The sequence below is a fragment of the Paenibacillus medicaginis genome (assembly GCF_042138635.1).
Taxonomy (GTDB): Bacteria; Bacillota; Bacilli; order Paenibacillales; family Paenibacillaceae; genus Paenibacillus; species Paenibacillus medicaginis.
Window position 1 is genome coordinate 94,968 of the sequence record NZ_JBHIRY010000009.1, and the last position, 17,241, is coordinate 112,208.

General features: G+C 44.8%; 31 protein-coding genes and 1 pseudogene. 12 read left to right on the forward strand and 20 right to left on the reverse strand.

What is annotated here, in order from left to right; translation table 11 throughout:
- Positions 1 to 17: 17 nt before the first annotated feature.
- From ACE5LO_RS11710 to ACE5LO_RS11755, 10 genes are all read right to left on the reverse strand, one after another.
- Positions 18 to 362 (reverse strand): hypothetical protein, encoded by a 345-nt coding sequence (locus ACE5LO_RS11710; RefSeq protein WP_375520203.1) that lies wholly within the window; start codon positions 360 to 362, stop codon positions 18 to 20.
- Between the two features lie 13 nt (positions 363 to 375).
- Complete coding sequence (locus ACE5LO_RS11715; RefSeq protein WP_375520204.1) at positions 376 to 645, reverse strand: hypothetical protein; 270 nt, start codon at positions 643 to 645, stop codon at positions 376 to 378.
- Between the two features lie 128 nt (positions 646 to 773).
- Positions 774 to 1,313 carry a Holliday junction resolvase RecU gene (locus ACE5LO_RS11720; protein WP_375520205.1) on the reverse strand — a complete coding sequence of 180 codons (540 nt, stop codon included), beginning with the start codon at positions 1,311 to 1,313 and terminating at the stop codon, positions 774 to 776.
- Between the two features lie 14 nt (positions 1,314 to 1,327).
- Positions 1,328 to 2,326 carry a phage replication protein O gene (locus ACE5LO_RS11725; RefSeq protein WP_375520206.1) on the reverse strand — a complete coding sequence of 333 codons (999 nt, stop codon included), beginning with the start codon at positions 2,324 to 2,326 and terminating at the stop codon, positions 1,328 to 1,330.
- A gap of 84 nt (positions 2,327 to 2,410) precedes the next feature.
- Positions 2,411 to 2,752: a hypothetical protein gene (locus ACE5LO_RS11730; protein ID WP_375520207.1), complete on the reverse strand. Its 342-nt coding sequence runs from the start codon at positions 2,750 to 2,752 to the stop codon at positions 2,411 to 2,413.
- 85 nt (positions 2,753 to 2,837) lie between these two features.
- Positions 2,838 to 3,326 carry a hypothetical protein gene (locus ACE5LO_RS11735; RefSeq protein ID WP_375520208.1) on the reverse strand — a complete coding sequence of 163 codons (489 nt, stop codon included), beginning with the start codon at positions 3,324 to 3,326 and terminating at the stop codon, positions 2,838 to 2,840.
- Between the two features lie 47 nt (positions 3,327 to 3,373).
- Entirely contained in the window at positions 3,374 to 3,547 is a 174-nt protein-coding gene (locus tag ACE5LO_RS11740) for a hypothetical protein (protein ID WP_375520209.1), read from the reverse strand.
- Between the two features lie 12 nt (positions 3,548 to 3,559).
- Positions 3,560 to 3,670 carry an ORF6C domain-containing protein gene (locus tag ACE5LO_RS11745; protein ID WP_375520320.1) on the reverse strand — a complete coding sequence of 37 codons (111 nt, stop codon included), beginning with the start codon at positions 3,668 to 3,670 and terminating at the stop codon, positions 3,560 to 3,562.
- Positions 3,621 to 4,226, reverse strand: coding sequence for a Rha family transcriptional regulator (locus tag ACE5LO_RS11750; RefSeq protein ID WP_375520210.1), 606 nt, complete (start codon positions 4,224 to 4,226; stop codon positions 3,621 to 3,623). The genes ACE5LO_RS11745 and ACE5LO_RS11750 overlap by 50 nt, the downstream gene beginning before the upstream one ends.
- 296 nt (positions 4,227 to 4,522) lie before the next feature.
- Positions 4,523 to 4,756, reverse strand: a complete 234-nt coding sequence (locus ACE5LO_RS11755; protein ID WP_375520211.1) for a helix-turn-helix transcriptional regulator — start codon at positions 4,754 to 4,756, stop codon at positions 4,523 to 4,525.
- A gap of 156 nt (positions 4,757 to 4,912) precedes the next feature.
- Here ACE5LO_RS11755 and ACE5LO_RS11760 point away from each other — a divergent pair, with 156 nt between their 5' ends.
- Positions 4,913 to 5,587, forward strand: a complete 675-nt coding sequence (locus ACE5LO_RS11760) for a LexA family protein (protein ID WP_375520212.1) — start codon at positions 4,913 to 4,915, stop codon at positions 5,585 to 5,587.
- 14 nt (positions 5,588 to 5,601) lie between these two features.
- Positions 5,602 to 7,050 (forward strand): recombinase family protein, encoded by a 1,449-nt coding sequence (locus ACE5LO_RS11765; protein ID WP_375520213.1) that lies wholly within the window; start codon positions 5,602 to 5,604, stop codon positions 7,048 to 7,050.
- 17 nt (positions 7,051 to 7,067) lie between these two features.
- Here ACE5LO_RS11765 and ACE5LO_RS11770 read toward each other — a convergent pair.
- From ACE5LO_RS11770 to ACE5LO_RS11800, 7 genes and pseudogenes are all read right to left on the reverse strand, one after another.
- Positions 7,068 to 7,256 (reverse strand): annotated as a pseudogene (locus ACE5LO_RS11770) (manganese catalase family protein); the annotation flags it as partial.
- A 54-nt stretch (positions 7,257 to 7,310) separates the two neighbouring features.
- Positions 7,311 to 7,565, reverse strand: coding sequence for a hypothetical protein (locus ACE5LO_RS11775; protein ID WP_375520214.1), 255 nt, complete (start codon positions 7,563 to 7,565; stop codon positions 7,311 to 7,313).
- Between the two features lie 468 nt (positions 7,566 to 8,033).
- Positions 8,034 to 8,411: a LytTR family transcriptional regulator DNA-binding domain-containing protein gene (locus tag ACE5LO_RS11780; RefSeq protein WP_375520215.1), complete on the reverse strand. Its 378-nt coding sequence runs from the start codon at positions 8,409 to 8,411 to the stop codon at positions 8,034 to 8,036.
- 14 nt (positions 8,412 to 8,425) lie between these two features.
- On the reverse strand, positions 8,426 to 8,563 hold the full coding sequence (locus tag ACE5LO_RS11785; protein WP_375520216.1) for an AgrD family cyclic lactone autoinducer peptide: 138 nt from the start codon (positions 8,561 to 8,563) through the stop codon (positions 8,426 to 8,428).
- A gap of 5 nt (positions 8,564 to 8,568) precedes the next feature.
- Complete coding sequence (locus tag ACE5LO_RS11790) at positions 8,569 to 9,057, reverse strand: accessory gene regulator ArgB-like protein (protein WP_375520217.1); 489 nt, start codon at positions 9,055 to 9,057, stop codon at positions 8,569 to 8,571.
- Positions 9,058 to 9,073: 16 nt separating this feature from the next.
- Positions 9,074 to 9,700, reverse strand: a complete 627-nt coding sequence (locus ACE5LO_RS11795) for a hypothetical protein (protein ID WP_375520218.1) — start codon at positions 9,698 to 9,700, stop codon at positions 9,074 to 9,076.
- Between the two features lie 303 nt (positions 9,701 to 10,003).
- On the reverse strand, positions 10,004 to 10,087 hold the full coding sequence (locus tag ACE5LO_RS11800; protein ID WP_375520321.1) for a putative holin-like toxin: 84 nt from the start codon (positions 10,085 to 10,087) through the stop codon (positions 10,004 to 10,006).
- 218 nt (positions 10,088 to 10,305) lie between these two features.
- On the opposite strand from ACE5LO_RS11800, the gene ACE5LO_RS11805 reads away from it, so the two are divergent.
- Positions 10,306 to 10,908 (forward strand): copper amine oxidase N-terminal domain-containing protein, encoded by a 603-nt coding sequence (locus ACE5LO_RS11805; RefSeq protein WP_375520219.1) that lies wholly within the window; start codon positions 10,306 to 10,308, stop codon positions 10,906 to 10,908.
- 53 nt (positions 10,909 to 10,961) lie between these two features.
- Here ACE5LO_RS11805 and ACE5LO_RS11810 read toward each other — a convergent pair whose 3' ends face one another.
- Genes ACE5LO_RS11810 through ACE5LO_RS11820 form a run of 3 tightly spaced genes read right to left on the reverse strand, consistent with a single transcriptional unit; the run spans position 10,962 to position 11,797 of the window.
- Positions 10,962 to 11,297, reverse strand: a complete 336-nt coding sequence (locus ACE5LO_RS11810; protein ID WP_375520220.1) for a YolD-like family protein — start codon at positions 11,295 to 11,297, stop codon at positions 10,962 to 10,964.
- Between the two features lie 17 nt (positions 11,298 to 11,314).
- Positions 11,315 to 11,593, reverse strand: a complete 279-nt coding sequence (locus ACE5LO_RS11815) for a hypothetical protein (protein WP_375520221.1) — start codon at positions 11,591 to 11,593, stop codon at positions 11,315 to 11,317.
- Between the two features lie 9 nt (positions 11,594 to 11,602).
- The gene (locus ACE5LO_RS11820) at positions 11,603 to 11,797 is read right to left on the reverse strand and encodes a hypothetical protein (RefSeq protein ID WP_375520222.1); all 195 of its coding nucleotides are present in this window, start codon (positions 11,795 to 11,797) and stop codon (positions 11,603 to 11,605) included.
- A 582-nt stretch (positions 11,798 to 12,379) separates the two neighbouring features.
- On the opposite strand from ACE5LO_RS11820, the gene ACE5LO_RS11825 reads away from it, so the two are divergent.
- From ACE5LO_RS11825 to ACE5LO_RS11865, 9 genes are all read left to right on the forward strand, one after another.
- Positions 12,380 to 12,571 (forward strand): hypothetical protein, encoded by a 192-nt coding sequence (locus ACE5LO_RS11825; RefSeq protein ID WP_375520223.1) that lies wholly within the window; start codon positions 12,380 to 12,382, stop codon positions 12,569 to 12,571.
- A 59-nt stretch (positions 12,572 to 12,630) separates the two neighbouring features.
- Positions 12,631 to 12,978: a hypothetical protein gene (locus ACE5LO_RS11830; protein ID WP_375520224.1), complete on the forward strand. Its 348-nt coding sequence runs from the start codon at positions 12,631 to 12,633 to the stop codon at positions 12,976 to 12,978.
- A gap of 343 nt (positions 12,979 to 13,321) precedes the next feature.
- Positions 13,322 to 13,540 carry a hypothetical protein gene (locus tag ACE5LO_RS11835; protein WP_375520225.1) on the forward strand — a complete coding sequence of 73 codons (219 nt, stop codon included), beginning with the start codon at positions 13,322 to 13,324 and terminating at the stop codon, positions 13,538 to 13,540.
- A 116-nt stretch (positions 13,541 to 13,656) separates the two neighbouring features.
- Positions 13,657 to 14,463, forward strand: coding sequence for a hypothetical protein (locus ACE5LO_RS11840; RefSeq protein ID WP_375520226.1), 807 nt, complete (start codon positions 13,657 to 13,659; stop codon positions 14,461 to 14,463).
- 94 nt (positions 14,464 to 14,557) lie between these two features.
- Positions 14,558 to 15,115 (forward strand): CRISPR-associated protein Csx16, encoded by a 558-nt coding sequence (locus ACE5LO_RS11845; protein WP_375520227.1) that lies wholly within the window; start codon positions 14,558 to 14,560, stop codon positions 15,113 to 15,115.
- An 84-nt stretch (positions 15,116 to 15,199) separates the two neighbouring features.
- A complete protein-coding gene (locus ACE5LO_RS11850; protein WP_375520228.1) occupies positions 15,200 to 15,421 on the forward strand; it encodes a hypothetical protein in 222 nt (73 codons plus the stop codon).
- A gap of 163 nt (positions 15,422 to 15,584) precedes the next feature.
- Positions 15,585 to 16,100, forward strand: a complete 516-nt coding sequence (locus ACE5LO_RS11855) for a hypothetical protein (protein ID WP_375520229.1) — start codon at positions 15,585 to 15,587, stop codon at positions 16,098 to 16,100.
- 149 nt (positions 16,101 to 16,249) lie between these two features.
- Positions 16,250 to 16,636, forward strand: a complete 387-nt coding sequence (locus tag ACE5LO_RS11860; protein ID WP_375520230.1) for a hypothetical protein — start codon at positions 16,250 to 16,252, stop codon at positions 16,634 to 16,636.
- Complete coding sequence (locus tag ACE5LO_RS11865) at positions 16,629 to 16,832, forward strand: hypothetical protein (RefSeq protein WP_375520231.1); 204 nt, start codon at positions 16,629 to 16,631, stop codon at positions 16,830 to 16,832. The genes ACE5LO_RS11860 and ACE5LO_RS11865 overlap by 8 nt, the downstream gene beginning before the upstream one ends.
- Positions 16,833 to 17,241: the final 409 nt, after the last annotated feature.

Below are 17,241 nucleotides of genomic sequence, written 5' to 3' on the forward strand. Positions count from 1 at the left end.
GGTTATGGGCTATGCCCTTAATCGTTTATACCGGGTACTGTCATGCCTACGATATCAAGAGCAGTTTTAAAGCCCGCATGGAATCCATTTGCTTCTGCTACAATTTCGCCATAGTAGCAACCATCAGAGCCTGTAGTAGTATCAAACGCCTCTTTCAGCCGTTCTTGTACGGTTAATTCAACCTCGTATCCGATGTATACCGCTTTGATAAGAGTGTCTAAATCCATATCGTTGAGTTCGGTCCATTTTAACCAATCGTGTTCATGAGCTTGAAGCATTACAATTTGTTCTGGACGCATTTGCGCTTTTGCCCCTGCAATATGCCCGGCTTGCGCTTTGGTCAATTTCACTTTATCTACCATGACTTCCATCCTTTCAGGAATTAATTTGATCTTTTGTCCGGAAGAAGTAAGGCACATACCTGTACGGTGCCACTGCCTTGCCGTTGTACATAAAGGCTACTGGCTCCTCATCATCTGCCACCGGGCAAAATTTCTCGCAGCTTGTCCGGGTCAGCAGCAGACCGCCGCCGGGCGGATTGCCGTTGTGCCATTTTCCGGATGTTCCGTCCGGATCTGGTATCAAAATTGGCTTACCAGTCCGCTTAACTTCTTCTTTGGTCAGCCAACCCTTTTCGTTTGGCACCTGTAGCCGCCTCCCTTCGTCCTCAATCGGTATTGATATCTGATCAGCCCTAAACCCGCAGCGTGGGCATCTGTAGCTGTCTGGGGCCGTCTCAGTCATGTCAGCGGCACATTCGAGGCAAACAAGAATCATTTTGCCTCAGCTGCCGGGAACCATATCCTATCTACCGTTGATAGATAATCTACCGGATACCGCCCTTTCCGGACTTCGTAGGCATAGATTTCAAAGTCGGCAAGCGGAATGCTCCGAACCTTCCCGCCCGGCTTCTGGTATTCCCGCCAGTACGTCCGGAGGGTCTGGACCGGCAGCAGGAACGTGGTCCCGTGCTTTGTAAATTCGACCAATAGAAACGCTATGGCTCCGCCAACCTCCTCGCTCCGCTGCAGGTAGTCAAACTGATGCTCATGCAGGTTTTTCAGTTCAAACCGTTCCAGGCTTTTCACGGACTTGGCTTCAAAGGCAATTGCCCGGCCCCGGTACGATCCGTCATAATCCACGGTTGATGCCCTTTCAAAGTAGCCTGCCAGTATCCGGTTTCCGCTGCTCTTGGTGACTTTTACCGGAGTGGGGCGTTTATTGATGACTGCTACGCCGTTTCGTTCGTACAACTGGTTTGAAAAATCCAGCAGGGATTCAAATCCCATGCCTCTGTTTGCATATGTGCTCATCCGTTTTCCCCTCCCTATCGTTTTCCGCTCATTTGTTCGGCCAATTGCAGAAGCTCTTCCATTTCTTGCTCTGACACCTCTGACCCCTCCCCGGTGTGCTGGACAATGGGGAGGATCGGCTTGCTGCTGCCCCCTGTAGACTTTGCCGGGCGGTTAGCCTTACGCATATCCATGACCAGTTTCGGGAACTTGTCCCGGAATTTATCAGCACTCAGAATATTGCTGCGCCAAAATTCGTCGGTTACTACCCAATCCATGACAGAGCGGATTAAATCCTTGTCAGACTGCTTGTTCAGCTCCACCAGCTTCCTGAAATCGTCCGCCCATTTCTGGAGGTTTGTCTTGCTGGTTAAATGCTGCAGCCCCTCCTGGGCAGCCATGATGTCAATTTTGCCCTTGAAGTACACCGCCATTTTGTAATAGGTGTTGTCAGTATCGTATTTTGGTTCCTTTTTCCCTTTTTCCGGTTTCTCCATTTCATCCGGAGGAGGAGACGGGTCCTGAGCTGCCGGAGGCGGTTCGGGACATATATCTTTTTCTTTTATGTTTTGGTTTAGGTTTAGGTTAGGGTTAAGGTCACGTATGGACTCCGAACGCCGTCCTTCGCCTGTCCCACGGACGTCCTGCGGACTATCCTCGGAATCTGACTGTTTCGGCTTCTTGCGACCGCGTGAAATACGCTTCCGTTCAGCGTCCGCAACGCGCCGCTCAATCAACCGACCAGCGTAGCCGTACCACCCGTGAATCTTGCGCCCCGCCTCGGTTTCATCGACGAAACCGGATGCCAGTAATGCATCATAGAACTGATCAGCATCCCCCTCCCAATCCACTGCATCAGCAATGTCATCAGGGCCAAATTTGCTTATGTCACCGTCCTGGGCGTAATCCATGGCCCACCACCAAAACATGTGTAGATGACCGACCGCTGCCGGTCTGGAGATACCCAGCAAGCGGCACAATTTTCTGGTTTTGGGGTGCCTGTCGGTGCCTTGGTGACTTTCTATCCACGCCAAATCTGTGACCTCCCTCCCGGCAACGTGGTTTTTTTATGGACGTCCGCAGGACATCCACCGGACATCCTGCGTATGTCGCGTGTTTCATGATGTGATTCCGTGTTTTTGCAGCTCCGTATTGATCACCCGCGCCATAGCCCGGCGCATACGGATGCCTTCCGGCGAACCGTCCAGCCAGTCATGACAGGGTTTGCATACATGCAGCAGGTCTGTTGCCGTGGTTTTATGATCCAATTGCTTCCGACCCGTTAAATGAGCGCGTTCTTTTGCAAAAGCCTCGCCGCAGTACTCACACAGGCCCTGAGAGCGGTCTTTCAGTTCCTTGTCTACCCGCTGGCTGATATCGCCCATTTGGCGTTGTGTATGCTTGATCCGCTTGCTGCGGAGCTGCTGTTCCTTGCTATAGGGATGGAATGGCGTACTCATATCCCTTGCCTCCCTCTGTTCAAAATGAAAATAGAATGCTATAATGCCGAAGACGAATGTTTATCGAATCGTGCTGGTAACACGATTACTTGCGGGCCTGTTTCTGTTCTCTACGCCACTCACTGCGGCAGGAGTAATTACAGAAGAGGCCTTCTTCTGTATTCCTGGGGGCTCGACCGTCGTACGCCTCCCTGCCGCAGCGCGTGCAATTTCCTACGTATTTCCCGATACCAAGCGGTTCGTTTCTGCGGTCCGCTCTCTCGATTTTAAAGAGCCGGACGCTGAGGCTGTTCATGCTCTCATTGATGTCTGTCGCGCTGTTACCTGCCTTCAAAACCTCGATTTTCTCCTGATACAGCACACGCAGATCCCTGCGAATTGATTTGATTTCTGTTTGCTTGTCCAACATCCAAACCTCCTCGGCGTTGAGTAATAATAAGTCCTTGTCAACCCTAACAACATCACCCAGCAAGCTGTTTAAATGATAGGCGGCCTCGAAGTACGACCGTCCCGGCGCATCCAGGTATTGGCGTGAGCCGGTAGAATCGATTACGGGGATTAATCGTGTTTCCATGTTCTCCCTCCCAAACAATTCGTTTCAGACTTACAACCGGTTGTCGTTTACACCGCCACATATGTCTGTTCCTCGGGCAACAGTGCTTTAAGTTGTTTGATTTCGCCCACCAGCCAATCAATGGATGCTGGCAATACTTCCAAATCCACTGATAGAGGATTTTCGCAAATGCGGTCATAGAACCCTCGGAGTTCATCAATACGTTTCTGAATCTCTTTCATGCTTGTCACTCCTTATTGGATAGCCTGGGGAATGGGTTTCCAGGCGTTTACGTAATTAAGAGCATCCTTCAAATCATGCCGGAGCAGATCCTTGTAGCTCGGGACGTTCCAACGGGTTTTGATTTCCTTGTGGAGCTGGCGGAATAGTCCTGCACGCAGGTCTTTGACCGGTTCGATGCTGCATACCTTTTTTGTTAATTGCCTGCTGCAACGTCCGCTGCTGGCCGCTGTCCAGGGTGATTTGGCTTTCCACCTTCTGCTCAATGTGTTCCAGCTTGCTCACTATCTGAGGAAGCTTGTCCATCATGTCTGCAGTCTGCCGAAGCGCTACCGCCAATGCTGCGTTGGGATCAAGGGCCGGAACATTGGGCTTATTGAGCGCTTCTTTCATGCGTTCAAACTCATTGATGTATGCTTCTTTGAATTGCGCAGCCTCTTTCCCTGTGTAGCCCATCACAAGGAATGAAAATCCCTTTTCGGTAATGATGTACTTCGGACGCGTTTCGCCTTTGCCGTCAATGTAGTTAACCAACGCAAAATTGCGTTCGTTGAATTCCTCGCTGCATTCCAGATTAACGATGCTGCGAATCACATCAGCATGTCTTTTCTGGAACACCTCCGCTACTGTCAGGCTATCCGTTACCGGGCGGCCTTTGTCGATGTATACTAATTGGGTCATATGATTGCTCCTTTCTCATTAGATCCAAAGTGCTTGTCCCGCTTAGCGAGCTCCATTTAGGAGCTGCTTACTGTTTCAATGTGCTTATATTTGTTACCTGTGATCACTTCAGCTATTACCAATTTGCAGCGGTCGGGGAGATCTGTCTTTAAAGGATCTATTTTGACCATCTCCCCATTAATCTGCATAAAATGGGCTACTGTCTTGATTTGTGGTCGTTCGCGTTTCGCCACTGGCATCACCTCGTTAGATGGTATGCCGAACCGTTTGTCCGACTTGCCCTATTAATTTGTTGTTTAATTCGCAACATCTTGTTCAAAAATTTTTGGAAATACTAATGCAATAGGCATATTTAATTTGTTGGCAATTTTCATCGCTTCAACAAGCGTAAATTCACGCTCCCCCCTTTCGGATCGGAGGTACGTTTCCGTGCTGACTCCGATTGTCTTTGCCATATCTGGTGCCGGGAGCTTTTTGACCATTCTGCGAAGATATAAAAGTTCAGCATATTCGGAAGTAGATGCTGCCATCTAGTCTCACCTCCTCGTAATCACAATATAATCCAATGTTGTCATAAACGCAACACAAAATTATTTTTTATGTCGAATTTTCTGTTTCCACAACAATTTTGTTGTTTTTACCGCAATACTTGATTATAATACTATTTATAAAGGAGGAGCAATTCAATGTCCTATCAAACGTTCAGCCGTGTTTTTTCAAGACTAGTCGAAAAATCAAATTACTCAGATGCGGAAGTAGCACGTCGTCTGTCAGTAAACCGCTCGACTATTAGTAGGTGGAAATCCGGGGAGCAATCTCCCGCTCTATCGAAGATTAAAGAAATTGCGGATCTTCTTGAAGTTAATCCAATGGTCTTTGTTGATGATTCGCAGGAATATTCCAATAAGGTGGCCGAGAAAAAAGAATCGTACATTGTAACCCCTGTAAAAGGATCTTCGTCTAATGTCCCGCTTTATGGGTCGGTTGCTGCTGGACAACCTCTTGAAATGATTCAAATTGAGGATCTTATTGAAATCCCCGAGAGTGTAGCTTTTCGGTATCCAAACTCTTTTCTTCTTCGTGTAAATGGTGACAGCATGAACAAGATTGTTCCGAACGGAGCATATGCTTTAATAGATCCTTGCGAAGATGCGAACAACGGCGAAATTGTGGCCGTAGCAGTTAATGGCTATGACGCGACCCTGAAGCATTTCTTTAAACTACAAAATTCGATTGCATTGGAACCAGATAGTTACAACCCCGAGCATGTCGCAAGAGTCTATACAGGTGCAGAAGCGACAACAATCAAAGTCATAGGTAAGATGGTGTGGTACATGGCTCCACTAGACGCCAAATTTTAATGGAGGGGATAATTATGCGATCAGCAGCTTATATACGCGTCAGTACAGATGAACAGGTTGAGAAGGGAAATTCGTTAAAAGAACAAAAAGAACGATTGTCAGCCTATTGCGTTGCCATGGGATGGGAACAACCTGTCTTTTTCGAGGATGATGGTTTCAGTGCAAAGGATATGCGCCGACCAGCTGCGCAGGAAGTTATATCCAGAGTTAAAAATCATGATTTTGATGTAGTAATAACCTCGAAACTTGACCGAATGTCTCGTGATCTATTGGATATGCTGCAATTTGTCAAACTCCTCGAAGAACACGACTGTAACTATGTTTCTGCATCAGAAGGTTTTGATACATCAACGGCAGTTGGTAGAATGGTTCTTCAATTACTCGCGATTTTCGCTGAGTTTGAACGAGAGCGTATTAGCGAGCGTGTGAAAGATAATATGATGTCGTTGGCTCGAAACACAGACAAGGCCCTTACGCGCCCATGCTTTGGGTATAATATTATTGACGGCCTTTATATAGTAAATATCGAAGAAGCAAAAGCAGTCCAAATAATGGCTAATTTAGCGGAACAAGGTCATGGATATCGAATGATAGCTAAGACCCTTAATGATAAAGGTTACACCACAAAAAAAGGTAAACCATGGGACCAGGTTAATGTAAAACGTGTAATTCGTAATCGTACCATCGCAGGGTTCATGGTATACAATGCTCGTAAATCTAAAAACGGGAAAACAGTTATGCGCGATCCAAAAGAATGGATTATTAAGGAAGATCACCATACAGCAATTATAGAAAAAAATCGACATGATAAAATTCTAGCTATTCTCGACAGTAGAAAACCAGCAAACAAGCATGCAGATAGTGAAACATATCTTCTGACGGGACTTATTAAATGCGGTCATTGTGGCCGAAACATGAAAGGGAGCACAGCAAGAGTGCGACGGACTACAGCTTCTTATGACTATTACCGTTATATCTGTTCATCCTACACCCTTGGCTATGGATGCAAATACCACGCAGTTCACAGGGACGATCTTGAGAAGGAAATTATCGGAAATATCAATCGATTAGCAGAAACATCGTCGAAGGAACTGAAAATATTGGTAGCTCCTTCTTCCACCGCCATAGATGAGGTCGAAGAGTTAAAAAACCAATTGACCAAAATTAATAATCGTATCCAGAAGCAAATAGAAGCCTATACTAATGATCTGATTTCTGCAAGTGATTTGAAAGTTGCCAGCGAGCGGGCCGAAAAAGAAAGAGAGAAGCTGAGCAGCAAGCTTGAGAAAGCGCTCAAACGAAAGGTTGATGCGGGGGATTTAAAAGAAAATGCCTCGAAGCTCTTGGGAGAGATCATGGGAGCGGATCGAGTAAAAGCAAAGGTGGCGATCAGGAAATTAATCAATAAAATAGAGATATACGACGGACAAAACATAGAAATAACTTGGCATGCACTTGTTTAGTCTCATGATACAAAAGCTTCGCCCTTGGCCTGAATGTATGCCGCTGTCCAGGGCACCCCGCCTGCATTTTCGTAAAACAGAGCTCTGTCATGCGCCACATAATGGGGGTCCAGACCGGCCTCCTGCAGATCCTCCACTGTGGCGTCCTTGGTCAGCTTATAGACCATTGTGGCAATCATTTCCAAATGTGCAAATTCCTCTGTTCCATCATGTTATCAATGATATATCCCTTTTAAAAAAGCCCCTTTAAGGGGCTTTTTTCATGCATGCTTGGTCGCTTTGATTAGGGCTGTTCTCATTCCTTCTTTGTATGATTCTACACATAACCAAATGCGTTCATTAAATATTTCTTCCAGTTCCAATAAATTATCGAGGTCTGGCCCGGAAAGTTTGTCCTTAAGTTCAGTCACCATGGATGTATGTACTCTGTAAAAATGTGAGTATTTCAATGATAACTCCGTAAGATATTCTGTTCCCTTTTTATCAACCAACGACTCAAAATATTCAGAATCCATATTCCAATCCCCCATTGTTTTTTAAAAATTAACAAACTTAATTATTTACCAAAGGTGAAGTTTACTGTATACTCTGTTTGAATCATTATCTCTGAGGCAAAAACGTGGCTTTCCGTCCAGGGTAGCCGTTTTGAAGCAAAGCGGTTGAAACGTATTGACCTCGATCTTTATTTGGGTGTTTCTCCGTCGTTTATTATAAATAATCACGGAGATTTTTTTCTAGCCCATAAGTAATACCCGTGATCAACAAAATCAGTGTGAAGGACCTATATGAGCGGCGGCATCCCCCCCATTTCTTCCCATGTCTTTTTCCTCCTTCCTATACTTACGAATCATTAATAATTCCATTAAACTCCAGAACATCCTTTTTGTCCACTAAAATTCAGGGGGCGAATTCCTCCTATAATTCTGCATATTTCGACATACTTTTCGATTGTTTTTGACAAAAAAAAGCTGCCTAGCAGCAGCTCATATAATTACTATATCTTGTTTCAACACTTTCAGTTCCCGGACTATAGCTTCATATCTATGTGAAGCTATAGGACATTTTTTAGAAGCTTTCGTTTTATTGTGTTCGAAATATGCATCCTTGAATATTTCGTTTACACAAACCACATTATCGACATTAATTGTGTTGCTTCTATCTACATTTAGGAAATGATAACCACTGTTATTCAGTACATTTTCCCAATATATTAATGTACCGATCATGTAATAAGTATTGTCGGATGTATGAACCGCAACCCGATCTCTATCGCGGCTTGAAATATATAGGATGGAACTTATAGGTATGTTCTTAATGCCAGTCATCCCTTTAATATCTTGATGTACCGCAAGGCTTAACATACATATCCTCCTAGCTACTTCAGCAATTCTTCTGGTGGTTTGGGATTATGAATAAAAGAAAGGCTTGCGGTTCCAACCGTAAGTAAAGCAAGGAATGATACCATTCCCGCAAATTTATAATAAGTGTATTTTTTTGGGTTCATGAAGTTCATACTTTTCACCTCCTTCCTATTAGTGTAAGACTTTGAATACAAAAGCTTATGGCAACTATCGTACTACTCAAAAACAAATTGATCACGATCAACAAAACCCCTGCAATTCTAAGTAGATAATATTTTTCTTTAGGTATCCTGGTTTGTCTTTCCACTCGTGAAGGTGCATATAAAATAATCAAAACAATGCTAACTATCGACATCGGGATGATAAATTTTGAATCAACTTGCAAAAGAGGAATTAATATGAGCATCGCTGATGATACCACAATACACAAGCCACTGCTCTTAATATGAATCCCTCCTGTCAGTTGTCGCAGGAAGGCAAAAGATATCATTGCAATTAACGCATCTATTGTTGTTCCAAGTAAAGAAGAAATGAATAAAGTGATAAAAATTGTTGAAAGAGTATTTATCAAAATTGATATGCCATATTTAAGTACAACAACGGAAGAAGGATGGTCCGGTACTGTGTTTTTTATGTGAACTGCCATTCGATATGCCAATGCATCAAGAATAATAATCCCTCTCCTTTTTTACTGCATAATACAAAAACACTGTCGAAGTTATTGCCAGAAAAATTATGGTCAGCGGAAAATCATTGATATAAAACAAATAAGCACAGATCGCCAAAACGGCAATGATTAAGGTGATTACTAATCCATGTTCCCATTTGAATCTTAAGTTTTCGAAGTCTGCAGTGAAACCAATTTTGAATTTATGTAAGAGCCAACATATCGTTAAAACCCATGCGCTTGTTATTGCTTGTATCAGCGATCCGGTAGATGAAGTTTGCATATCTGGAGTCATGGTTCCGAATAGCAGTAAGATAATTATTCCCTGTATCACTGTGTACAGGAATGTTCCGGTGATAGATATTATAGAGGCCCATATGATTGGAATTCTAACAACTGTCGCCAACAGCAAAATGAACAATAAGGTATTAATTGTGAAGGCCAAGAATGATAATGAAGTTGCTTCCCTTAAATAGAAACTCTGCAAGTTCATCATTAGACTCACAAAAAGGGCAGGCCATATAAAGTAAGACGCCTTGAGCCGAAAAATAGAAAGCATTAAAACAAACGCAGAAATTGTTTCGATCGTTGAAAAGAATAAAAACCTAACTGCCTCCAACATTCAAATATCCCCCAATAATAGTATTAAAGCGTTGATGTGATTGTATTATTTTCCACACAATCTGACAATATTTTTATTGGGATTTTGGTCCTGGTTTCATTTTATTACGAACGCTAGTTCCTATCAAGTGTTAATTTTGCTTTTTGGCAATCGCATTGCCTGAATAAATTCAATATGATAACATAAGAATAGAAAAAGGGACCGGCCCCAACCGATCCCCTCTGTACAACAACCGCTAAAAGAGCGGTCAGCCAGTAATTACAGTCACATGGAAATGAGCCGTTTACCTAGTCACAGGGCGGCTCATTTCCGCTTATTGAAAGACAGCACGGCAATCACGAACATGCCGAACGCGAGCATCAAAGATAATGCTTCGTATACTGTCATAGCCTCACCTCCCTTCCGGGAGATTTGGCCGCCGCCCTGTTAGCTGATATGTTGTACAAGCCAGATTATACCACAAAACAAGCCCTGGGCAGATACCCAAGGCTTTTATTTTTACATAGCAATCAAACCAGATAATCTTTTTTTCAAGCAGTTCCCAAATTATGACTCTCTATGTTATCATGTGTAGGTATATTATACCAAAAAGGGGTTAGGAAACTATGAATAAGAAATTAATCGCTGGTTCTTTTGCATTAGTCCTGTTGTTCTCCAGTACCATTGCCAACGCACATCCGGGTAGAACTGATGCAAATGGTGGGCACTATTGTCGTACAAACTGTGCCAAATGGGGATTGCAAGATGGTGAGTATCACTATCATAATGGAGGAGGATCTTCTTCAAGTGGTTCTTCGTCGAGCAAGAGTTCAACGCATAAAAACTCCACCCCTAAGCCGACAGCGCCGACCTACAAAGAATCCGGGTTGAAGGTTTATGTTAATGGACAAAAAATCAATTTTGGTAGCGAGCCGGTGATTTACCAGAACACAAACCTGGTTCCTTTGCGTGAAATTGCTGAAGGATTGGGCGCATCTCTTACATACGATAAAGACACCGGGAAAATTGGAGTCAAAAAAGGCGAGCGGAAGATGACTTTGACCATTGGTAGCAAAACTGTTTCCTATAACGGGTCAAGCGAGACAGCAAGCGCCGCACCGAAGGTAATTAAGGGAGTAACATATGTCCCTGCTCAGGTTTTTGCTCGGGGGCTTGGGGCGGGCATCGAACTTGATTCCAGCAGCAACACCTTGAAAATCACAATTTAAATAGTACCAAATCATTCAAAAGAGCCCCGGGGAGGCTGATCCCGGGGCTTTGCTTATATAGTCGCAGATATGATCTCCTCCAGTTTAATCCAACTGCAATCCTCATCCCCTCGGATCAGCTTTACCTCCCGGAGACTTGTATTCACACTGGTAACGATCCCGCGCAGCTCCTCATCATCAAATGGATTGAAAACAACCACTGTGATTGGCACGCGCCGATTGTAGGATTCGATCAAGGCCTGCTCGATCAGCTGCATTTCCTGATCATCCAGAGCCGGCTTCCCGCGTCTCTCCTGCTCCCTCATTTGTGCTTCGTAAGCTTCCCTGAACTCCGGAAGGATAAATCGCGAACCCTCGAAAATTCCATTGCCATTCAGTTTCTTTGACACTTTAAATAACCTCCTTCTCAATATTGCGTCCAATAGTCCAAATTGCTCTGAGATTGCTGAGACTTGGGTTTGCTTACTCCCCGCTCCCAAGCCTCTATAATCAAAATTTGCTGGGTAGAAGATTTATCTTCCCAGGTAATGTAGTTGTTCTTCTCCAACCCCAAAAGAGCTTGTTTAATCTGTTCCGGCCGTCGTCCGGTCTTGATCTCAAACTCATTCATCGTAGGTATTCGGCGTTGTTGGTGTGAAAAGTTATACAGGATTCGCAGCAGCTTCCGTTCGATATCTGATAGCATGTTAACCTCCTATGCTGTTTGGGATACGGGTTGCCATGCCAGCACATTGTCCTCACGAAATGTTCGTGGCTGGCCAGTATATTGACATGTTGCCCGAATCAAGCCATTCTTCAAACCGTGGACCTCGATCCGGCGTTGAGACAGTTTGCCGCTCTGATCCATGTATACAATTTCAACAATTCTGCCGATGTATTTTGACGTCATGCGCTCCACTCCTTAAGAACATTTGTTTGTATTATATAAGAACATACGTTTGTTTATCAATGGTAAAAAAGAGCAGTGAGGTTATCCCTCCTGCTCTTTCGCTCGTCTTAATATCCGATTAAGTTCCACACTAATAGTCCGGTCACTAGAAACGGATTTTTCCCGGAGCCACTCGATTATATCTTTCTCAAAGTAAATAGACTCTCGCACCTTTTTATCGCTTTCGTCTTTTGGCGGCCTCCCCATTCGTGCCATACAATCACCTCACCTTGTACTGTCGATTATACAGACTTTAAAAAACTTTTCAAATCATTAAATCACCTATTTACAAGGACTTTAAAAGTCTGTATAATGAGGGTATCAAATTAAACGGGGTGAATGAATTGAACAAGGCTTTAGAAGCAATGAAGCGAGTAATAACCAAGCGCCGAGCGCGTGGAGCATCGGATAAAGATATACAAAACTGCATTGATCGCTGGTTGTCCATACACAAAAGCGACAAGATGCGCGCAGCAATTCAACGTTTAAAATAGGGACTTCGGTCCCTCAACTTGGCGGCGGCCTTACGCTGGAGGAATGATCATGTTTAAAAAGTACAGAGCGACAAAGGCAAATGTAATCTTGCTGGAAAGTGCCATGAAGGAGATGGGCTATCCGGTCGAGAAAGTACGTGCCGAGAAAGACTACAAAGGCTTTAAGTACAACAATTGGCACCTCATGTTTCACAATGACGTTAATTCAAAAATGCAGGAGCTTGAGGCTGCTCACAACTAATCATTAAGGGGCTTCTGCCCCTTCAATCTGGCGGTGGCCCTACGCGGGAGGAAAAGAAAATGAAAACAATGGTAGACAAATACGGTGCTACTTACACCAAGTACGCGGGTCAAATTTGGGTATCTGCAGGCGTCGGTTTTAACGTTGCTCTACTAAAAGAAACTGGGGAATTAAAGGTCCTAGGGTTCGGAAACGGCGAAGCAGAAAAGGTTGTAATACAGGTGCTAAAAACTAACGGCTGGTCAGATCATTATATAGCCTATCTGCTGTCAGAAAAGGACGAAGTAGCAACATGCGCTGTTTGCGGGCAAACTTACCATGAAAACCAGGTCAACCTAGTTGACTATGAGGAAGACGTGTGCATGTTGTGTGAACCAAAATACAAAGAAAACGGAGTCGATAACTAAGGGGCTTGGCCCCTTCATCCGGCGGCGGCCTTACGCAGGGAGGAACTGCTATGGACTTGAGTAGCAATGGTGATTATCAGTATTATATGCGCTTCTTCGAGCGCATAAAGGAGCGGGATGAAGCCTGCTTCATATTCGTGGAATTAGTGAACGTTTCCTTAACACGAAGCCGGTGGGCAGACGAGGAGTGCCTGGAGCTTTTGAAAGCAATGAATCAGGCATTCCGGGACACATATTCAAATAAAAAGCCGCCTGGATAAGAGCATATCCGGGCGTCCTGGGCGGGAAAACTTTCGACGGCCTTCCCGCCCTCCATTATATCAATAAAACTGGAGGAAAGAAAATGAGCACATGGGCACGAAACGGATATGAAGTTGCGGAAACTGCATTTAATTACGATCTTCATCTATTTCTGGTTGTACAAAACGGCGAGACATTGTATGAAATCGTTCCGTCCAATCTGGACAATCAGGCGGATATCATTAACGAGCTCTCCGCAGGAGCTGATATAAATGGATGGGAGGACGGTATGGGTAATACGATCAGCATTCAACCCGCCTGATGATGACCCGAGGGATACGGGTCGAAACCTACCGGCTACGGCCGGAATGGTCGCGGATATCCGTATCGCGTAAGTCCTGACCAATCTGGCAGGCAGCGGAAAAGGAGAAAAATAAAATGCCATACACAATCTCAAATAACACCCATGATACAGTTCGAGTATCCATTTCGGCAGATTACTCTGTATATGCAGGAAATAAAGACTTACTTCCAGGGGAAAGCCTTGATTGCGTCCTGGACAGCTATGGCAAATTGTTATACGACACAACCACTGTTGATCTGGACTACGACGGTAGTTGGGATACTTGTCACTTGTATCTGGATCATACAATTGACGATTTACTAAATAAGGGACTGACTGTTACAGGGTCAGTCTCAGAAGAAGAGAAAGATAACATTAAAAAAAGAGAGGAAGAGGAAGTTAAACGTGAAGCAGAGCAGAAAAGATTTGAAGAACGCCGTGAGCGTATTCTTCACGCAAGGGAACATTTTGCTGACGAGTGGAAAAACCTTACCTTCGCGGCGTCGGCAGAGGAAATCCGAGCGGTCATTGTGGACTGTGAAGCGCTCAGACTTCACAAGACCCTGCAGCAGGAGGACGTCACCATACAAGTCGAAGCTTCCCTATGCATCAGTGAGTCGAGCATACCAAGTACTCTGAGGGAGCACGTCGTCACCGCAGATGTGGAATTTAGCATCTACGGTGACGACAAATACGATACACATATCAAAATTTATATGTTTGTCTATTGCGATAGACGCTCCATTTTTGATTTTGCCAGCAACCCGGAAAAATTTGCAGCACTAATCAACGATGGGTTTGGGGATGCGTGGGGTTACAATCTACACGAGCGATCCAAGTGGGGCGGAAAAGCAGACAAAAGCACCAACTACTGCAACTTGCGTGTTGAGTTACAGGGCTAGGGACAGTCCCGTGCAAGCCGGGACCGCTGGGCAACCGGCGCTCCGCTCAACCTGTCTGCAAGGCGGGTAATAAAAATTTTGGAGGAATGTTGTCATGAAATTATCTCAATTGCTTGCTAACAAAAAGGTTATCGCTTCTGGGTTTGCTGCCATAGTTGGGCTGTCCACCCACTCACGGGGCGCGGAAGAAGTTGTGTTGTCGTCGCTGGCCCCGTCTGTCCTGGCTGAGCAAGGTGTAACGGAGTACTACGCGCTTGAGTTGACGCGCGGCACGGTTTACAACACAACAGAGGAAATCATTGCGGCCGATCTGGACGTGCGCAAGTATCAGGTTGAGCACGTATCCAGCGTGGCCGCGATGGAACTAGTCATTGTTTCCCGGCATAAGGGGACCGTTGATCTTCTGATTAAACAGTTTGGCGAGTGGACTCCGGCCCCGCAGGTGCTTGAGGCGGTGACACCAGAGCAAATAACCGGTAAATACGTAGTTGGCACCCTACCGCCGCACCTGATTGCCACAGCGCGCGCATACACGGCCGTAACGATTAAAGGATTTGATCATACCAAGGACGGCGACACTGCGGGGAGCGAGTTGGCCGAGCGCCTGATCATTGCTGACAAGCCGTTGCGTGTTGTGGAGTTGCAGGCGTAACACGGACAGCGAGAGTTACACCTAACAGTAACTCTCGCACTTTCTATTAACATATGTTAAATTATTTTGAGGGGGTGAGTATAAATGGAAATGAAAAACAAAATGGAAACTGTTAATTTGGCCAACTTTGATAACATTGACTCGTTAGAAAAATTGGAAAAAGTCTGCAAAGCTATCGCAGATGATGCAATCATTCAACTTCAAGAGCTGGTGTTTAGTACAGATGCAGCATCAAACGAGAGCCGTGTTGCATGTAAAGCGAGAAAGGATTTGGCAATTAGTCTTCTTACCCGCATTAAAAAGTAGCACAAAAAGCACTGATTGGGATAACCCAACCAGCGCCTTTTGTACAAATCTATAATTCATAGTTTCAATCCATACTCCTGCAACGAGGAGTAACGAGCAACAAAGAAATACTACCACATCTTATTTTTATAATCAATTCCCACTTTGTGAAGGAGAACGTATTATGTACAATTTCACTGGTAAAGTTGATATGAGTTACGAGGATGCGGTAGATCAGTTAAGGGCTGAAAGAAATATTACCAGTCAAAGGGTAATAGAAGTACGAGGAACTAACCATCGAAAAAATGAGGTTCACGTTCTGATCCCTCCCTTTAACACTACCGGATGGCATGTACCCTTTATAGGCGAGCCTGTGGCATCAACCAGTTTGGGGGCAACATCCGAATGGATCGTCACCAGAGCTTGTGAGATACGCATGGAGGGACGAAATTGTGTGGTCAAAGAGCAAGATTTTAAATGGTTGGATTTGACGAAAAAATACTATGGCTTACTTTCACCATTTGAAAGTAAGCCGGATATAATTGATGACAATATTGTCAGTAAGATGTTCGAGGGAACAAAGTCGGATCTAAGGTTGCTTGCAAGATACGATGGAGCAGTAGTGCATGTATACGATAAACAGCTTGATCCAACAACCAACGGTTACAAATATGTATATGAGTGTTCCATAAAAAAGTAAAATTTCATATCTACCAAAAACGCTGTTTCGGGATACACTCGATCAGCGTTTTTTATACTTTACACTATGTTCTCGTTTTGTTCGGTTTACTTAGTAAACTTTTTATAGTATTATTTAATTACGAAATAAAACAAAAAGGAGAACTGATCATGAAATATATTGAATTGGCAAAAGAAGCTTTAGAGGAAAAATACATACTCGGCGCGCGCGGATTAACTAAAGACGAATCGTATCAAGTTGGCGATGACGTCCGCCCATCTTACGAATGGGATTTAGAGCACGACTGCTCTACTTACTTTACAACCGGCGAACTCGCTGGAGGGACGTGCTGCATCGAAGTGAAGATGGACGTTGAAACAGCGGAAGAGTTGGCAGCAAACATCGAAGAAGCTATCAAAAAAGCAAGCAAATACGGAGACGTAGGGCGCGATACTGTTATTCTTGCAGGCCGCAGCACAACCAGGAACGACTACCAAATGGACGATGATGAAATTAGAATTAAAAACGCTTGGGTGGAGGCGATCGTGAATGAATAACGAAAATGTGGTGGTGCTACTCGAATATGTTGACGCCGCTTGGTTATCCCGCCAACTTGGGGTAACTAAGCAGAGTGTCGGCAAGTCTGCCAAAAGTGCGCTGAAAGACGGATATAGAGGATCATTCCCCCGTCCGGATGCGACTGTCGAGGGGCGGCCATTGTGGTTGAAAAGTCGCTTTGGTGAAGAACAATGATACAAGATCGTACATGCAAACAATGCGGGATTAGTTTTAAGGGTGGACCTCGCGCGTACTACTGTCCCGTATGCCGCGAAGAACGTAAGAAGATCGCGCATGCAGAGTACCGCGACAGGAGACGAAAAGGAGAAAACCGCGCTATCGGTAGTTCGGACATTTGCGACAGGTGCGGTAAGCCTTACACGGTCTCTAGCGGCCTGCAACGCTTCTGTCCGGAATGTCAACCGATACATAGTGCTGAGTACGACCGCGAGACGGGTATCGCGTTCTATCACGAAAACAAAGAGCGGATAAATCCGCAACGGAACGTGAGGAGACGCAAACGGAGCGACAAGTGCGCCTGGTGTGGCCGGGAGTTTGACCCGGTTAACGGGAAAACGACGTGCTCAGCCGAATGTAAACGGAA

Bases quoted from the DNA above. Each gene is read 5' to 3' on its own strand.
- ACE5LO_RS11710 (WP_375520203.1), bottom strand. From the start codon at position 362: ATGGTAGATAAAGTGAAATTGACCAAAGCGCAAGCCGGGCATATTGCA.
- ACE5LO_RS11720 (WP_375520205.1), bottom strand. From the start codon at position 1,313: ATGAGCACATATGCAAACAGAGGCATGGGATTTGAATCCCTGCTGGAT.
- ACE5LO_RS11730 (WP_375520207.1), bottom strand. From the start codon at position 2,752: ATGAGTACGCCATTCCATCCCTATAGCAAGGAACAGCAGCTCCGCAGC.
- ACE5LO_RS11735 (WP_375520208.1), bottom strand. From the start codon at position 3,326: ATGGAAACACGATTAATCCCCGTAATCGATTCTACCGGCTCACGCCAA.
- ACE5LO_RS11740 (WP_375520209.1), bottom strand. From the start codon at position 3,547: ATGAAAGAGATTCAGAAACGTATTGATGAACTCCGAGGGTTCTATGAC.
- ACE5LO_RS11750 (WP_375520210.1), bottom strand. From the start codon at position 4,226: ATGACCCAATTAGTATACATCGACAAAGGCCGCCCGGTAACGGATAGC.
- ACE5LO_RS11755 (WP_375520211.1), bottom strand. From the start codon at position 4,756: ATGGCAGCATCTACTTCCGAATATGCTGAACTTTTATATCTTCGCAGA.
- ACE5LO_RS11760 (WP_375520212.1), top strand. From the start codon at position 4,913: ATGTCCTATCAAACGTTCAGCCGTGTTTTTTCAAGACTAGTCGAAAAA.
- ACE5LO_RS11765 (WP_375520213.1), top strand. From the start codon at position 5,602: ATGCGATCAGCAGCTTATATACGCGTCAGTACAGATGAACAGGTTGAG.
- ACE5LO_RS11775 (WP_375520214.1), bottom strand. From the start codon at position 7,565: ATGGATTCTGAATATTTTGAGTCGTTGGTTGATAAAAAGGGAACAGAA.
- ACE5LO_RS11780 (WP_375520215.1), bottom strand. From the start codon at position 8,411: ATGTTAAGCCTTGCGGTACATCAAGATATTAAAGGGATGACTGGCATT.
- ACE5LO_RS11785 (WP_375520216.1), bottom strand. From the start codon at position 8,563: ATGAACTTCATGAACCCAAAAAAATACACTTATTATAAATTTGCGGGA.
- ACE5LO_RS11790 (WP_375520217.1), bottom strand. From the start codon at position 9,057: ATGGCAGTTCACATAAAAAACACAGTACCGGACCATCCTTCTTCCGTT.
- ACE5LO_RS11795 (WP_375520218.1), bottom strand. From the start codon at position 9,700: ATGTTGGAGGCAGTTAGGTTTTTATTCTTTTCAACGATCGAAACAATT.
- ACE5LO_RS11800 (WP_375520321.1), bottom strand. From the start codon at position 10,087: ATGACAGTATACGAAGCATTATCTTTGATGCTCGCGTTCGGCATGTTC.
- ACE5LO_RS11805 (WP_375520219.1), top strand. From the start codon at position 10,306: ATGAATAAGAAATTAATCGCTGGTTCTTTTGCATTAGTCCTGTTGTTC.
- ACE5LO_RS11815 (WP_375520221.1), bottom strand. From the start codon at position 11,593: ATGCTATCAGATATCGAACGGAAGCTGCTGCGAATCCTGTATAACTTT.
- ACE5LO_RS11820 (WP_375520222.1), bottom strand. From the start codon at position 11,797: ATGACGTCAAAATACATCGGCAGAATTGTTGAAATTGTATACATGGAT.
- ACE5LO_RS11825 (WP_375520223.1), top strand. From the start codon at position 12,380: ATGTTTAAAAAGTACAGAGCGACAAAGGCAAATGTAATCTTGCTGGAA.
- ACE5LO_RS11830 (WP_375520224.1), top strand. From the start codon at position 12,631: ATGAAAACAATGGTAGACAAATACGGTGCTACTTACACCAAGTACGCG.
- ACE5LO_RS11835 (WP_375520225.1), top strand. From the start codon at position 13,322: ATGAGCACATGGGCACGAAACGGATATGAAGTTGCGGAAACTGCATTT.
- ACE5LO_RS11840 (WP_375520226.1), top strand. From the start codon at position 13,657: ATGCCATACACAATCTCAAATAACACCCATGATACAGTTCGAGTATCC.
- ACE5LO_RS11845 (WP_375520227.1), top strand. From the start codon at position 14,558: ATGAAATTATCTCAATTGCTTGCTAACAAAAAGGTTATCGCTTCTGGG.
- ACE5LO_RS11850 (WP_375520228.1), top strand. From the start codon at position 15,200: ATGGAAATGAAAAACAAAATGGAAACTGTTAATTTGGCCAACTTTGAT.
- ACE5LO_RS11855 (WP_375520229.1), top strand. From the start codon at position 15,585: ATGTACAATTTCACTGGTAAAGTTGATATGAGTTACGAGGATGCGGTA.
- ACE5LO_RS11860 (WP_375520230.1), top strand. From the start codon at position 16,250: ATGAAATATATTGAATTGGCAAAAGAAGCTTTAGAGGAAAAATACATA.
- ACE5LO_RS11865 (WP_375520231.1), top strand. From the start codon at position 16,629: ATGAATAACGAAAATGTGGTGGTGCTACTCGAATATGTTGACGCCGCT.